Source organism: Candidatus Melainabacteria bacterium (assembly GCA_003963305.1).
GTDB lineage: Bacteria > Cyanobacteriota > Vampirovibrionia > Obscuribacterales > Obscuribacteraceae > PALSA-1081.
Genome location: RXJR01000042.1, coordinates 1 through 15,531 on the forward strand (window position 1 = coordinate 1; position 15,531 = coordinate 15,531).

Below are 15,531 nucleotides of genomic sequence, written 5' to 3' on the forward strand. Positions count from 1 at the left end.
TCCGGCGTCACCTGTGTCGAATCAACCAGTGTTGAACTGACTTCCGGCGTTATCTGTGTCGAATCAACCAGTGTTGAACTGACTTCCGGCGTCATCTGTGTCGAATCAACCAACATCGAACTTACTTCAGGCAGTACTTGATCTGAATTAACGAGAACCGCGCTGAAATCTGGAATTAGCTGATCAGAATTGACCAGAACAGAGGCCGGCTCAGGCACTACATTCGGTGCAACCAGCTGAGCGCCTACGGAGTAAGAATCCGAATCTGATTCGACTGGCGAAGGAGCGAATGCGGGAGACTCAGCCACAGCTCGAGACTCTGCTTCGCTACGCGCCTTGAGCTGTCGTTCAGCAGCCAGCGCTTTGTACTCGAAAGCCTCTAAAGCATGGTTCGACTTATCATCACCATCACCCTGGCGCGACTTCAATATCTGCTTTTTGCTATTAATCCTGTTCATAAAAGCAGCTGAGGCGAATTCAGGACTCTCACCCAACGGCAGCTGCTTGCCCCTGGGCACAGACTGAACTAACTCTTCGCCAGATACAGTTTCGCGCAGCCGAACATCCAGAGACCTTTGCTTGCGGTCTTCGTTCAAAATATGCGCGGTGCCAAGAGCGGAGAGAATAAAGTAGACGGGCAAAAGAGTGAGCGGTCCAAAAACAAACATGAAAATCCAGAAGAACAGCATGGGCTTGGCAGCGCGTTCGACACCGAATGCATAGAAGTAACCTGCCCCAGTGTACGGAATCAGATTCAACAACCAGACTAAAGCGATACTCGGCTTTCGTGCAGGAGGCAACTCATAAACGGGCAAACGGTCATCGTTCAAATTCTTCACTCAGACCCCCACTCAACCTCGCCTGGCAAACCTCGACTGTCTCGTCTGTATCTGGAGTTGATAGTGCTACATCTTGGATTTGTTCTGCCCTAACTGAGTTCCGTCCAATCGCATTCGAGATGGCGCAGCTGATTTGGACTCGGCGCCAAATGCTTGCAAAATTCTTTTGGCATCAGCGTTATTGGCATCTTTATCGAGCACCGTACGAACCTCCTGAAGAGATTCATCAACTTGCCCCTTCTTATGCAATGCCACGGCCAGAGCCAACCTTGCTTCATTATTGTCAGGATTTATGTCGAGAGCCTTACGCTCCTCTGCGATCTGTCCATCCCAATCCTGCACCTCACCCAGAGCCAGTCCCAGCTGCATGTGTGTAATTTCATTGTCAGGTTCAAGATGGGTGGCGAACCGATATGACGTGATAGCCAGGGCAACGTCACCTTTACCAAGCGCTGCTTCGGCCAGGGCACGATAAGCTCCCGGTTCATTCTTATCCAACTCAGTCGACATTTGTGCCTCGACCAGAGCCTCATCAAAACGACCTTTCTTTGTCAGCGCGTTGGCAAGCACATAACGGGCGATAGCATTTTTCGGATCGACAGTAGTGGCTTCCTTAAGCACCGCAATGGCGTCGTCGAATCGGCCTTCTTCGTTATAGATCACACCAAGGTTGTTAGTAGCAGTTGCCTTAACAGTTTCGCTGTGCGGATCTTTCTTCAGAGCTTGTTGAAATTCAACTTCTGCCTTCTTGTAGTCTCCGGCCTTGAAGTACTCTTTACCGGAGATCAGACAATCAGTGGATGTTTTTATATCAGCGGAACAGGAAGAAAGCATCAGGGTGCAGCAAATCAACGACCCAAACAACTTTGTTCCAGTGAATATGTTCTTCAAATCAGTCATCAGCCGACTGGACATATTCGAGAGTACCCATAGAAAGTGCGCGTTCTAAACTCCACGTTTTATCGCATTTTAGCACGATCATTAAAACCTGGCTGCGGCTGCTCAGGTGCGGCATTACTCGAGAATTCGGCGCTCAGGCAGATTACTCCGCTCCGACTTGAGCCGGTTGCGGTGACTTCTTTTGCGGTTCCACGACTCTGACATGCAACTCGCCGAGCTGCTCAGATGACGCTACAGATGGTGCACTTGTCATCAAGCAACCGCCCGATTGAGTTTTCGGAAAGGCGATAACGTCACGAATGGATTTGCCTCCAGTCAGAAGCATCACAATTCTGTCCAGGCCCAGAGCGATGCCACCATGCGGAGGAGCGCCCGACTCAAGCGCTTCCAAAAGGAAACCGAACTTCTCGCCTGCAACCTCGAGATCCAAACCGATCGCGGTAAACGCCCGCGATTGAACTTCCTGACTATGAATTCTAATCGAGCCGCCGCCTATCTCCACGCCGTTGTAGACGATGTCGTAAGCTCTAGCCCGAGCTTTTTCCGGTGCACTCTCAAGCAGCTCCAGATCATCCAAATGAGGACTGGTGAATGGATGGTGAACAGCCATCAGTCTGCCTTCCTGCTCATCATATTCAAATAGTGGGAAATCAACGACCCACAACAGCTCATGTTTGTTTTCATCAATCAACTTCAACTCTTCAGCCAACTTCAAACGCAAGCGACCAAGAGTATTTGCCACTGCTTTCTCGGCATCGGCGACGAGCAAAAGTAAGTCTCCCTGTTTTGCAGAAGAAAGCGTTTTCATCTTCTCCAGTTCTTCCGGCGTCAGATGTTTATCGACACCAGATGAGCGAATAGTAGCCCCGAAGGCGACCCAGGCAAGCCCTTTGGCGCCAGTCGATTTAGCGAATTCCTGCCACAAATCGAGCTGCTTGCGAGAAACAGACTCCGCGCCACCATCGACAACAAGCGCCCTCAGCTTGCCGCCACCATCCGCGACACCACGGAACATTTTGAAATTGCAATTCGCTGCTACTTCGGTAAGATCCTTGATTTCCATTCCGAAGCGCGTATCAGGCTTATCACTGCCGAAGCGAGCCATCGCATCCGCATAGGTCAAGCGCTGAAAAGGCGGTTTCAGATCAACGCCTGTGCAGCCAAAAGCCTTAACCAGCAACCCTTCCGTTACAGCGATGATCTCTTCTTCATCGGTAAAGGAAAGCTCCATATCAACCTGAGTGAATTCAGGCTGACGATCAGCGCGCAAGTCTTCATCACGGAAACAGCGAGCGATCTGATAGTAGCGATCAACACCGCTAATCATCAAAGTCTGTTTAAAAAGCTGAGGTGATTGCGGCAAGGCATACCAGTTACCGGGGTTGAGTCGGCTTGGTACGAGGAAGTCACGAGCACCTTCAGGAGTAGCCTTGGTCAATATTGGAGTTTCGACTTCAATAAAATTGTGCTTGTCCAGGTACTGACGGATCTCTTGAGTGATGCGATGCCTGGTCAACAAATTGTTGGTCATCTCAGGGCGACGCAAATCCAGATAACGGTACTTGAGACGCAATTCTTCATTAACGGAACCTGCTTGATCGAGCTGGAAAGGAAGAGTTCGGCAAGTATTTAAGATTTCCACCTGGTCAGGATAAATCTCGATCTGCCCCGTTGGACTCTCTTTGTTCTCGCGTCCTTCAGGACGTTTCGTGACAGTGCCTCTAGCGGCGATGACAAATTCACTCTTGAGCGTGCAGAGTTTGTCGTGAATTTCCTTATTTCGATTCGGATCAGCGCAAATCTGCACCCGACCGGTGGAATCACGCAGTTCGATAAAAACCAGTCCACCCAGGTCCCGATTAACATGCACCCAACCGGCAACACAGACTTCTTGTCCAACATCATTCAAACTGACAGTGCCACAACGACGATTGCGTTTCAGACGGGAAGTGCTCACAACTCGCTCCTGTTCTCGTTTCCGAGGTAAGTCGAACAGCTGGCTGTGCGACTGATTGATTTCCAAACGAACTATTTTAGACCAGCCTGGCAAATTTACTGCTTCGGCGCCCGCAATTCCAAAGATCCATGTAGACTGGTATGGGGGCTCTTTACTACTGGCAAGGCGAGGTAATCCCAGTGAATACCGCAGTGCAACAGCACATAGAGAGATGTCGACAGAACAATTTCACAAGCCTCGAGTTGAGAGGTGAAGAAGTCGACGATGAGGTGCTGGCACATCTGCATGGGCACAAACACTTGAAAGAGCTTCACATTGTAGCGGCAGGCAAGGTTACCAACGCCGGACTGACCTATCTCGAAAATCTTCAAAACCTTGAATGGTTGAACCTCGACGGCGTCGCAATCAACGACAAAGGTCTATTTTTTCTTCAGCAAATGAGTCGGCTGAAAGGTTTGCAGCTAACAAATGCCTTTCTCACGGGCTGCGGACTGGAGCACCTGGTTGACCTTAAAGCGCTCGAGTATCTGGAATTAGACGGTACGAACGTCGATGACGGGAGCATGCCAGCGCTGGCGAAGATGAAGGGTCTCAAAACACTTCGACTCTGCGGAACCGCCGTTACTGACAAGGGTTTATACAAGTTGCAGCGGCTGAAGAAACTAAAGACTCTTTTCCTCTACGACTCCCGAGTGAGTAAAGAAAGTGTGCAGAAGCTGCGCAAATACATGCCGAAATGCGAAATTCGCTGGTCGGCTTATTGTCCGCCCAAGCCTGTACCGGCTCCTCTGCCGCCCCTGTTCATCTATCGACAGGTGCCGCAGTGGGTACTGCAGACGCTGGCTCCGAAACAGGTTCCCGAAACAGCCTGGGATGCGGGCACATTTCTGAAACTAGTGCACGAGAAACACAAAATTGAAATTGAGCTCAAAAACATGAACAGGTCGAAGCCAGAGGCGCCCCCTCCAGCCCTGACGACTCCCTTGAGACCAGTTCCACCCGTCTGGTTTCACTTGCTGGACTGGAGTGAAGACAGAAAACATTAGAAGTCGCCCGGACAAAGAGATTTTATACGCCACTGAGCGGGATCCACGCACTAGCGCCGTGCACGTCTATCAGATAGACTGGGAGTATTGCACCACTACCTACAGGTCCAAACTATGATCCCGCAGATGTCAGAACCGGTAGCACTAGTCGTCGGCATTTTCTTGATGGTGCTCGGCGTTTCGTTCATCTACAAGGCTTACCAGGCAGGTATTCAAGGTCGTCTAATGTACTGGGAAGGCTTCTTGCCTTTCACCATCATTTCGCCTTTCTTATTGCACTTACCAGCCGGCAAACGCTCCCTGGTCAAACCAGCCGAAGGACTGTGGGTACACGCCGTGATGGCCCCCATCTTCGGGGTGATCGGCATACTTATGCTGGCGGCGGGAGCAGATTACACCGGGCTGCCGGGAGTAGCAACTCTCAACGTCGCCATGAACGGCTTCAAATGGGGTCGTTCCGACTCAGTCATTTTCAACCGCAGAACAGGTTACCAGTTCCCGATCATTCCAAGAGCCGGCAAAGAACTGGCTAAAATTTTCGGCGGCAAAATTCACGAAGACGAAGATCAGAAGTATTCTCATGACCAGGGCTCGTACGACCAGGCTAAAAGCAGCGTGCAGTAGCTCCACTGCTGCCTGACGAGGGCGCGACAACAGGAATCCACGAAGCCATACCTCTTTGCATGCCAGTGAGGAGCGAATCGTGCCTACTGCTATTCGAAACGTTGCCTTCATCGGCATAAACAGAAGCGGTAAAACCAGTCTGGTGGAATCGATTCTATTCTTGACCGGCGCAATCAGCCGTCGAGGAAAAATCCAGGACGGCACAATGACGATGGATTACGAGCCGGAATCAATATCCAGGCAAATTTCCACTCAAGTCTCCGTTGCTCACACTACATACAAAAACGTCACCTTCAACATTCTGGACTGCCCGGGTTTCGTAGATTTCAACGAGGAAACCAGACTGGCGCTGCTCGGTGTCGACGCGGCGGTCTTTGTAGTTGAACCTGACGCACACAAACTGATCCAGATGGACCATTTATTGCGATTTACTGAAAAGATAGGCATCTCCAGAATGGTATTCATAAACAAGATGGATAAACCAGATCTGGATTTCATTGAAACCCTGACCGCTCTGAAAAATTTCCCGGGTACGAAAACACCGCGACCGCTTGCACCGCTACAATACCCGATTGGCTCAGGCACAAGCTTTTCAGGCTATGTCGATGTTTTGAGAAAGGAAGGCTTCAAATACGGTGCGCAGGGCAAACCGGAAAAAGGTGACATTCCAGCCGATGTTCAAGACGAAGTGATTGTGTCCCGAGAAAAGTTGATTGAAAGCCTCGCAGACACCGATGACGTGCTGCTGGAGCAGGTTCTGGAAGGGAATGAGGCATCAATCGAAACACTCGAGAACGATCTAAAAAATGCGGTTAAGGGCGGAACCATCGTTCCCATTCTCGTGGGTTCAGCCCATACCGATCAGGGCGTCTTTAGCTTGCTTGACGCCATTATCGCCCTTTGCCCGGATCCTCTAGAAAGAGAATATCGAGATCAAAGCAACCGTAACATTGAAATTCAGGCAAACGGTCCTGTTATCGCGCAAGTGCTCAAGACCTACATTCATCCACAATCAGGCAAACTATCCGTAGCGAGGATTATCACAGGTACAGTGAGAGCCGATTCTCAGTTAATTGACGTCTCACGCAACGGCGAAAAGGAACGCGTTGGAGGGCTATACAGCATCTCAGGCAAGAAGCATGACAGTGCCGGTAACGCTGGACCGGGCTCGATTATCGCCATCGCGCGGCTGGAAACTGCGCGCACCGGTGACACTCTTGTGAGCGAGAAAGAAAACCGAATTATGCCTGTTCCAGAGCTTATTCCGCCGCTTTACTCACTTGCCATTGCACCAAAAAATCGGAACGATGAAACGAAACTATCCGCCCATCTGGCCAAACTCGTTGAAGAAGATCCCCTGCTCATCGTCGACAGAGATCCCGACACGCATGAATACTGTCTTTACGGGCAAGGCGAGGTGCATCTGACGGTAGCCAGGCAGCGATTGGAAAGAAAGTATCACATTGCCCTGGATACCTCACGACCACAAATTGCCTACAGAGAAACAATCCAGACAAGCGCAGAAGCTCACGGTCGTCATAAGAAGCAAACTGGTGGCAAAGGTCAATTCGGTGACGTCTACCTGAAGATTCAAGGCGTTGAGCGAGGCTCGGGCAACAAGTTCACAGAGTCAATCGTAGGTGGTGCCGTACCCCGGCAGTACATTCCCGGTGTAGAAAAGGGAGTTTTCGAGGCGCTTGGAAAGGGTCCGCTGGCAGGCTTCCCGGTCGTCGACGTAGCGGTTAACCTCTTCGACGGTTCGTATCACGACGTAGACAGTGATGAGATGTCATTCCGCATGGCCGCAATTCTGGCCATGCGCGAGGGTCTGAGCAAGGCTCACCCTGTCATTCTCGAGCCGATTACCGAAGTCAAGATTTTCGTACCAAGCGCCTTCACCTCAGGTGTTCTGGGGCAAATGAATGGATTAAGAGGTCATATTCTTGGCTACGGACCTGACGTAACACGTCAGGGATGGGATGAAATCAGTGCTCACGTTCCACAAGGCGAACTCTGGGACTACATTATAGAACTGAGAACGTTGTCACAAGGACTCGGATACTACGTCTGGAAGCCATCGCACCTGGCACCCGTGCCTCCAAACCTTTCTCAAGAGTTAATAGCAAAACACTCGGCAGCCGAGGCAGCCGCACACCATCAGTAAACCGAGATCTGGAGATGACTCGAAATGTGAATCACCTCTTTGCCTGACGGAGGTCGATTTTTGGCGTCGTTGCGGCGTTGGCGGCTTTAGCAAAAGCTCAGATTGAAGGCTGTGTTGTCCAGCCAGTCCTTAAATGCTAAGATCGCTGCACTTGTAAAAGCTTATATTTACCGTTTCTCTTGAAGGGGGAGGACCTTTGTCTGAGGTTAGAGTCGCCGAGGGTGAAAGCATTGAAGCCGCATTGAAGCGCTTCAAGAAGAAAATTCAGAAAGCCGGCATTTTGTCAGAAATCAAGCGCAGAGAAAGATACGAGAAGCCAAGCGTGAAACGCAAACGCAAAGCTGAAGCTGCTCGTAAACGTCGCTCCTAGAGTTTGCAAAGAGAGCTATCCAGTCATCGTCCCCACCGCGATACGGCGGGGGCGGTTTTTTGTTGGATGATTTTTTCCGATATCGGAAAAAATTTCGAGTGTCGAAAGCTCAAATAGCCCATGCAGGACGATTTAATTTACCAAGAACCGCTTGACATCGAGTCCGGCGATGAATTCAAATTTTGGCTGGGAATATTCAATTCAGAGTCGAGAAGAGGATGTGCGAAATGGGCAGTTCAAAAACGAACGGCAGTGTCAGAACGGAAAAAATGGTAACCCTGAAGACTGATCTATTTAAGGACAGGCTCAACCGGGTCTACGACCGCATGCGTCACAGCTCCCAATCACGTCATCTTTCACAAAAAGAGTTTTTCGATTATTTGTGGGAGCTGAAGGAAGCCGCCTTATTGGAAGGCAAATCTTCGCTTGAGCTGCCTCAGAACTGGCTTGACAAGCTAGAAGAAGAAGAAGCGCTGACGCGCGGTAACTGAAGCGGTTTATCAGATTCCTTAAACGGGTGACACCACAAGTGGTGCCACTCGTTTTTCTTGCAAAAGACCAATCAGGTTGGGTCTGATTTTAGCCGAGCGCAAAACGCCGAAGCCAGATAGAGAGCGAGCGCAATCCAGACAAGGCTGTTGATGCCGACATAATTGGACAAATATTCGGCCAGTGCTCCGACCACCGCTCCCAATAAGTTGAAGGCGAAAGCCTTGTCGGGATGCTGGGCTCGCTTAAACGAGAGCGAGAAAATAATGCCTGCAATCATCATCGGCAACACCGTGATGAACGAAATTATAAACTGTCCAGTCACCCTACTAAACTGGTCCAGAATCGGGCGCACGTCCAGTAAAGCGCTGACCGTTAGGGAAAGAAACAGAACTGCATATATCCACTTGAGACGTGGAGCAAGCAGGTTGCCCGCCTTAATGACAAGAAAGTTCGCCCCCAAAATCATGAGCAGCACGCTGTTTATAACAATGGCAGCCGTATACCAGGTTGATCCGTAGAGCAGCGAAAGACGTGCAATCGATTGCAGTTCGAGCAAAATGAAGGCAGCGCCGAGGAAAAACATTTGCCAGAGACTTCTGTCTGTAGGAGCAAATAAGACTCGCTTAGCCGCTAAAATGCTCAATGCCAGCACGGCGCAGACTACAAGCAGATAGGGCACATCCACACCGACCGGCGAAACGTAAACAAAGGGCCAGTCGTCGGTCAAGATACGGGTTGGCCCCAAATCACTCGGCTTTTGCAGAACAAAAGGCGCAATAGCTATTGGATCTATGGTAAGAAGTTTGTCGCGTACCATTGGACCGGTAACAAAAATCTCCCAGGAGAGAGTCGGATTGGTCGAATCAAGCACCGTCACTGGTGCGTATCCAGCCGCTTGTTCTATGGTCGAATAGAGCCTGTGACTCAACCATGCCGTACTCTTGCAGAAAGATACAATCATCAAACCTTCGGGATTCAAAAGTTCAAGAGCGCGTTGCATACTCTGTTTGGTGTAGACATAGTTGTCTAATCGCATCGAACCGCCCTGGCTCGAGATCGTATGTGAATCGAGTCCTGCGAAGACAATCAAATCGTATTTGCTCTTCGTTGTATTGAGAAAATCGCGCGCATCATCGCAAATCTGACGGACTTTAGGAGAGTCATAAGGACGCTCCGGGTGACGCGTAGTGCCCAATTTCAGAATTACAGGATCGATATCTACAGCATCAACATGCTCAGCTCCGTTCCTGAGCGCAGCGGCAACATCGTTTCCTGAACCTGCACCGAGAATCAGAACGGACTTTGGCTTTTTCAAAGCATAAGGAAGGTTGTAATGTCGGGCGTGCGACTGCAACTCTTTGCGCACAGCATCCGACATCTCTGGACTGTTGAGATTTTGCTCCGAAAGATTCAAGGCATACTGATAGAACAGTCCGTTTGCACCAATAACGATACCCTGCTTTTTCGCCAGTTCTTTATCCTGAGGTCTATCACCTGCCGAAAACGACATCACTGTGAGCTTTTGATAAGGCGACCACAAGAATGTCTCCCCAGGTTTTGCAATCGTCCAAGATGCAAAAACTAGAGTCAAAGCAATAGGAATTACCTTCTGCCACCACTTTGCTTTGGACAGAAAACCGATGATCGCCAGCACAGGTATCAGAAGCACCCATGGCGCGAACCCGAGAAACGAACACACCGAGAACAAAATACTTCCAAACACAGCGCCCGAGATGTCTGTGGCATAAGCATTGAGGGCGGGAATCTTTGCGAACAATTGACCAAGCCGCGAGCCTATACAAGCCATGGCAGCAAAAGGCCCGGAAAGAAGAATGATCAAAATCAGAACAAAGAGAAGAACATAAACCCACATCATCTGCCCGTGCAGCAAGGTGTCAGTCTGAAACCATTGCCAGACGCTTACAGACGGGAAGGCATAATTGTCGAATCCCATCATTTTGCACATGAACATGAATGCGGCAAGTTGAAGAATGGCAAAAGGCGCCAGATTGAGATAGCTCTTTTCTTTCGCGCCTGCAAACCCTACGCCCAAGCCAACATAACAGGTGACAAGCGGAAAGGTTTTAAAGACTGTAAACGCCAGAAAATCGGCGGAAAGCCAGCGAATGACGAGTAGTTCAAAAAAGAGCGAAGCTGCGCTCAACACAAACAATTCAGCGTAGTCTTGCTTTGTTGCTAAGGATTCTGATGAAGTCAAAAAAGGTACCATGGTCGCCAGAGACAAAATTATAGCTGCAATCAAGCCTGGCATGAGTCATAGCGGAAAAATGTTGCCGCATTGCTAAGCGCAGGAAGCCGAAGGTTGGCAGAAAGCATTGGCATCCTGGAGTGCGCCCTTGTCGCTGTCAAGAGAGCAAAAAATCTGAGAGCCCGAACCTCAACCTGGCTTTGCGCCCGAGTCGAGTTCCGATTCTTGCTTACCGAACTGCAACCACACCACCGAAGCAACTGCGACTGCAAACAAGTCAAGGAATAAAAGATTGATGCGTCCGCCCACGAGCAGATACTCATAATGAATTTTGTTGTAAATCGGCATCATTAGCGGCACGATCGCAATCAAACATAATAGTTTCCGCTTCAATGGCACCGATTGAGTGCTGGCACCAAACATGTAGACAACGACAGTTGGAAGCAAAAGAAGCAGATCATAGTTGTGACAATGCAGAGCCGTGAATAAACCGAGCGGAAGGGCTCCAAGCACAAGATACTCATACCAGAGTGGGCTACGCCTGTACTTTCTGGCAATCAAGAAGATCCACACCATTGCACCGACAAGCGCCGCTCCAGATACCCACATCACCATGGATTCAGAATCCGGAAGCATTCGCAAAAGCTGTCCTCGAATAGTCGGCGTCACTTCGGGAGCCTGCCAGACACGATTCTCTTTGACTCGCTGCAGCAAATCAAAATAAGCGATGTACGTGCTCGAGCCAAATAAAGAAACCGCCACTACATTTAGAAGCAATCCAATGCCTGCCAGAAAAGCAAGCACCTTAAATCTTCCAGCTCCAGCCAAAAATACGACAACGGGAATTATCAACTGCGGCTTAGCAAGAAGCGGCGTGAGAGCCAGCGCCGCCGCTACATTGCCATCAAAAAAACGTTGTTTGTTGAACGAATTTGCAACAGCACGAGCCAGGAAGTACAAGCCCAGGCAGAGCGAAAGCAGCAACAGCGGAGCCAACTGCCCGTGCCGTATAGCTTCCCACTCAGGTCCGCTCAAACAAAGCAGCCCACAAATTCGCATTACATACTTATGCTCCAGATTGAGAAGCAATTTCAGAATGATGACGGACGCAAAAGAGCACAGAACTAAAAAGGCAAACCAGACCGGGTCGGCAAACGATGCCGGCAAAAATCCTAGCGGCGCAAGCATAGGCAGCCCATACGGCGGAATGTACAGTATGGGTGCCTCATGCTCAGGAAAGAGGTCACGAACAAACGGCTGAAATACCTCAGGTTTGTAGATGGCGGAAGGATTTCCTGATAGCAGAAACCTGCCCGGAGCGTAAAACTCAGGCATATCTTTGAGCGCTAAATGAGGTGCCGACAGAAGAATTCCAACCACGACCAGCAAGCCGAGCGAAAAGCAATATGGAAGTGCAACTTCTAACTTGCTCACTCTTTTGTTACTTACATTGGACATGCTTGGTATCCTTTAGCCATGATTTCTTTCAGGCGTGCGAAAGTCTATCAGTCTGTTCTCGTTTTGTCCGCAATTATTGCGACGTCAAACGCTATTGCCGCACCGGCGCCTCCTGAACTTTATCACCTGATGCGTGAAGCACAACTGAAGGTGCGCGACGCAGACAATAAAATGATTGACAATATCGCCGAGTGCAGCAAACTGCTGGAAAGAAATTATCGACTGACAAAAAAACTGCCGCAGTCCATGGCTGACTTTGAAAGCATCCTCAATCAGTCGAAATTGTATAAGACGAAAAACCCATACTTTGAAAGTGAACTACTCAGCCGCGAATTGCCGCCTTCAACCTCTCACTTGATACAGTTTGAAGTGCAAACAGACTATGCCCTTTCTAAAACCGAAATCGAGTCACATGCCAAACATCCACCAAAGTCCTGGTCAGGCTCACCAGGAACGATCACAATCATACAGAACGGTGAACACGCCTTTGCGTTGCATGCATATGGCATAGACGGAAAACCAATTCACGATAGCACTACCGGCAGTGCCTTCTACGTGTTCAGAGATTGCAACCAATGGGAAGATTGACACGGTCAATTCTTACTTCAAGGTATTTAATCTGCCGTTTTAATGATTGCGAGCACCAGAAACTTGATTCCCGCACAGCAGTGCCAGGTTGCGTTTCAAAATGTACTGAGGTGCAACTATCCATAACCCTATGCCTTCAATCATTTTGATCGGCTACGCTTTAGAGATGGCAATGTGTCGAGGTAATTGAATATGAGACAGGCGAGCCGCTCGCAGCGCGCTAGCGCAGCTGCATTGAGCAAAATCGGAAAGTTCTTCCTGGTCAATACAACCTTGCTGTCACTGTTCAGTGCTGCCAGCCCGGTCTGGTATTTGCCGGCGCAGGCAGCATCAACATCAAAAGAGTCAAGGAACGACCAACAACAATCGCAAAACAGCGGCGGCAGTTTGATGGCGATGACAAGCGCGGGCAAGCCAGTCGGTCAGTGCGCACTCAAACACACCAGTGTATCTACTAAAATTTCAGGCTACGTAGCAAGAGTAACGGTAAAGCAGTCCTTTACAAATCCCTACAAAGACAAAATCGAAGCGATTTACACCTTCCCCCTTTCTGAAAGTGGTGCTGTAGACAGCATGACGATGAAAGTAGGCAATCGCACCATTCGCGGCTCAATCAAAAAGCGCGAGGAAGCAAAGAAAATCTACGAAAACGCCAAAGCACAGGGACACGTGGCCTCTCTACTAGACCAGGAAAGAACCAATATCTTCACTCAGTCAGTCGCCAACATCGAACCTGGTGAGAACATAGACATCACGATAACCTACGTAGAACTTCTAAAGTACGATGCGGGCAAATTCTCATATACATTCCCGACAGTCGTAGGACCCAGATTCATACCTGGAGATGCGACCGGCAAACAAGGTACGGGCTGGGCACCGGACACAAAGACAGTGCCGGACGCCAGCAAAATAACACCACCGGTGACACCAGCAAACACAAGAGCCGGGCACGACATTTCGATCGATGTTGATGTTGACGCGGGTGTCCCCATTCAAAATATATCGTCAAAACTACACGAAGTAACAGTGACAAAAGTGAATGCTGATGAAGCGAAAGTTTCACTAAAAGACAAGGATACAATTCCCAACAAGGACTTTGTGCTCAGCTGGGATGTCGCTGGAGATGCGCTTAAGAGCGGCTATCTAACACATCGAGATTCAAAAACAGAGAGCGGTTATTTCACTTTGATGTTGCTGCCACCAAAACGTGTGACAGTGGAAAAAATAGCACCAAAAGAAATGATCTTCCTGATTGACTGCTCAGGCTCACAACAAGGCGCGCCCTTAGAAAAGGCGAAAGAAACTCTGAGCTACATAGTCGACCACATGAATCCTCAGGACACGTTCCAGATTATTGCCTTTGCACAGCACCAGCGCCTCCTATTTGAAGGCAAACCACAGCAGGTAACGGGAGCGAGAAAAGTCGAAGCAAACAAATTTATCGAAAGCCTGAGCGCCAATGGTGGAACGTGGATGGGACCTGCCGTCGAAAAAGCCTGTGCCATCACGCCTGACGAGCACAGACTGCGCATCGTCACCTTCATGACAGACGGCTATGTAGGCAATGACCTGGAAATCCTGGGATTGATCAAAAAGAACAGAAACACTTCCAGGTGGTTTTCATTCGGCACAGGTAACAGTGTCAACCGCATGCTCATAGATGGCATTGCCAACGAAGGTGGTGGCGAAGCAGACTACGTATTGCTGAACACATCAGGCGCAGAAGTCGGAAAGAAATTCTATGATCGCATTTCTTCACCCGTTCTGACCGATGTATCGGTAGACTTCGGCAAGCTTGACGTCAAGGAAGTCTTTCCAAAAGATGTAAGCGACGTCTGGGCTGAAAAGCCACTCTACATCAAGGGTAGATACCTGAAACCTGGCGCCGGAACCGTAACTCTGAAGGGATATGCGGGTGGCAAACCTTACACACAAACACTGCAGGTAAGCTTCCCTGAGGTCAACCACAACAACGAAGTGTTGAGCTCGATCTGGGCGCGCGCCAAAGTTGACAGACTACAACAAGAAGACTACGCCGGTGCCCAGGGCGGAAATATCAACAAAGAACTCAAAGATGAGATCATCCAGACTGCTCTGGAACACCACATCATGACGAACTACACCTCATTTGTTGCCGTTGAAGAGAAGACTGTCACCAAAAATGGTGCCAGCCAGACAGTGACTGTGCCTGTAGAATTGCCCGAGGGCGTTGAACGCGAAGGCGTTTTCGGCACACCTCAATCGCCACAATCTATGCCGATGCCGGCGCCATCATTCTCTTATGCCGGTGCCGGTGGTCCGGGAGTGAACATGATGGCGAAAGGGCTTTCATTCGGTCGGATGGCTCCGAGATTGCAGGAAGCATCGCGACCAACGGCAAATAAACCCAAGGAAGAATCGAAGCGCTCCAGAGAACTTGAGTCGCAAACCGACTCAAAAAAGAAAGACAGCGATGCTCCCAGCAATCTAGACAAGGACCTGCAAAAGCTTCTCAAAGCAAAGCAGGAAGGCAAAACCCTGCCTGCGATCAAAGGTTGCGACGGCACTTTCGTTAAGGTTATCGTGCAGCTGTCTGAAGTATCGGATGACGTACTGAAAAAGCTGAAAGATGCCGGCTTTGAAATCAAATCGAAAGACTCGAGGAAAGCGACCGGCCGCATTAAAATCGAAAATCTGAAGAAGCTCTGCGAGCTGACTGTAGTGGAATGGGTCAAACCAGCTCAGGACTGAGGAATTGAAACACCGAGGCGTGGACACACAACTGGACTGAAGCTGCGGTACTCAAACCACAAATGCTAAATTCGGCATAGGGGGAGCCCTCGCGGGCTCCGCCCTGCCACACCACCGTACAAGCGGGTCCGCATACGGCGGTTCGGTAGTTTAG

At 49.7% G+C, this 15,531-nt stretch carries 12 protein-coding genes; 7 read left to right on the plus strand and 5 right to left on the minus strand.

The features are described 5' to 3' along the window. The 3 genes from EKK48_31145 to aspS form a co-directional block, all read right to left on the minus strand. Positions 1-839, minus strand: an 839-nt coding sequence (locus EKK48_31145; GenBank protein ID RTL34566.1) for a hypothetical protein, incomplete at its 3' end; no start/stop codon positions are given. A gap of 66 nt (positions 840-905) precedes the next feature. Continuing rightward, the gene (locus EKK48_31150) at positions 906-1,754 is read right to left on the minus strand and encodes a tetratricopeptide repeat protein (protein RTL34567.1); all 849 of its coding nucleotides are present in this window, start codon (positions 1,752-1,754) and stop codon (positions 906-908) included. A gap of 127 nt (positions 1,755-1,881) precedes the next feature. Then, the gene (gene aspS, locus EKK48_31155; GenBank protein ID RTL34568.1) at positions 1,882-3,696 is read right to left on the minus strand and encodes an aspartate--tRNA ligase; all 1,815 of its coding nucleotides are present in this window, start codon (positions 3,694-3,696) and stop codon (positions 1,882-1,884) included. Between the two features lie 179 nt (positions 3,697-3,875). On the opposite strand from aspS, the gene EKK48_31160 reads away from it, so the two are divergent. From EKK48_31160 to EKK48_31180, 5 genes are all read left to right on the plus strand, one after another. Further along, the gene (locus EKK48_31160) at positions 3,876-4,742 is read left to right on the plus strand and encodes a hypothetical protein (protein ID RTL34569.1); all 867 of its coding nucleotides are present in this window, start codon (positions 3,876-3,878) and stop codon (positions 4,740-4,742) included. Between the two features lie 126 nt (positions 4,743-4,868). Continuing rightward, complete coding sequence (locus EKK48_31165) at positions 4,869-5,366, plus strand: hypothetical protein (protein RTL34570.1); 498 nt, start codon at positions 4,869-4,871, stop codon at positions 5,364-5,366. A 55-nt stretch (positions 5,367-5,421) separates the two neighbouring features. After that, complete coding sequence (locus EKK48_31170) at positions 5,422-7,530, plus strand: elongation factor G (protein RTL34571.1); 2,109 nt, start codon at positions 5,422-5,424, stop codon at positions 7,528-7,530. Positions 7,531-7,726: 196 nt separating this feature from the next. Next, a complete protein-coding gene (locus tag EKK48_31175) occupies positions 7,727-7,900 on the plus strand; it encodes a 30S ribosomal protein S21 (protein RTL34572.1) in 174 nt (57 codons plus the stop codon). Positions 7,901-8,127: 227 nt separating this feature from the next. After that, on the plus strand, positions 8,128-8,391 hold the full coding sequence (locus tag EKK48_31180) for a hypothetical protein (protein RTL34573.1): 264 nt from the start codon (positions 8,128-8,130) through the stop codon (positions 8,389-8,391). Between the two features lie 71 nt (positions 8,392-8,462). Here EKK48_31180 and EKK48_31185 read toward each other — a convergent pair whose 3' ends face one another. Both EKK48_31185 and EKK48_31190 read right to left on the minus strand, forming a co-directional pair. Next, entirely contained in the window at positions 8,463-10,664 is a 2,202-nt protein-coding gene (locus EKK48_31185; GenBank protein RTL34574.1) for a methyltransferase domain-containing protein, read from the minus strand. A 126-nt stretch (positions 10,665-10,790) separates the two neighbouring features. Beyond that, positions 10,791-12,059 (minus strand): DUF2029 domain-containing protein, encoded by a 1,269-nt coding sequence (locus EKK48_31190; GenBank protein ID RTL34575.1) that lies wholly within the window; start codon positions 12,057-12,059, stop codon positions 10,791-10,793. 18 nt (positions 12,060-12,077) lie between these two features. Between EKK48_31190 and EKK48_31195 the strand changes: the two genes are divergently transcribed. Both EKK48_31195 and EKK48_31200 read left to right on the plus strand, forming a co-directional pair. Further along, a complete protein-coding gene (locus tag EKK48_31195) occupies positions 12,078-12,647 on the plus strand; it encodes a hypothetical protein (protein RTL34576.1) in 570 nt (189 codons plus the stop codon). A gap of 192 nt (positions 12,648-12,839) precedes the next feature. Then, complete coding sequence (locus tag EKK48_31200) at positions 12,840-15,377, plus strand: VWA domain-containing protein (GenBank protein ID RTL34577.1); 2,538 nt, start codon at positions 12,840-12,842, stop codon at positions 15,375-15,377. The last annotated feature ends 154 nt before the right edge of the window (positions 15,378-15,531 follow it).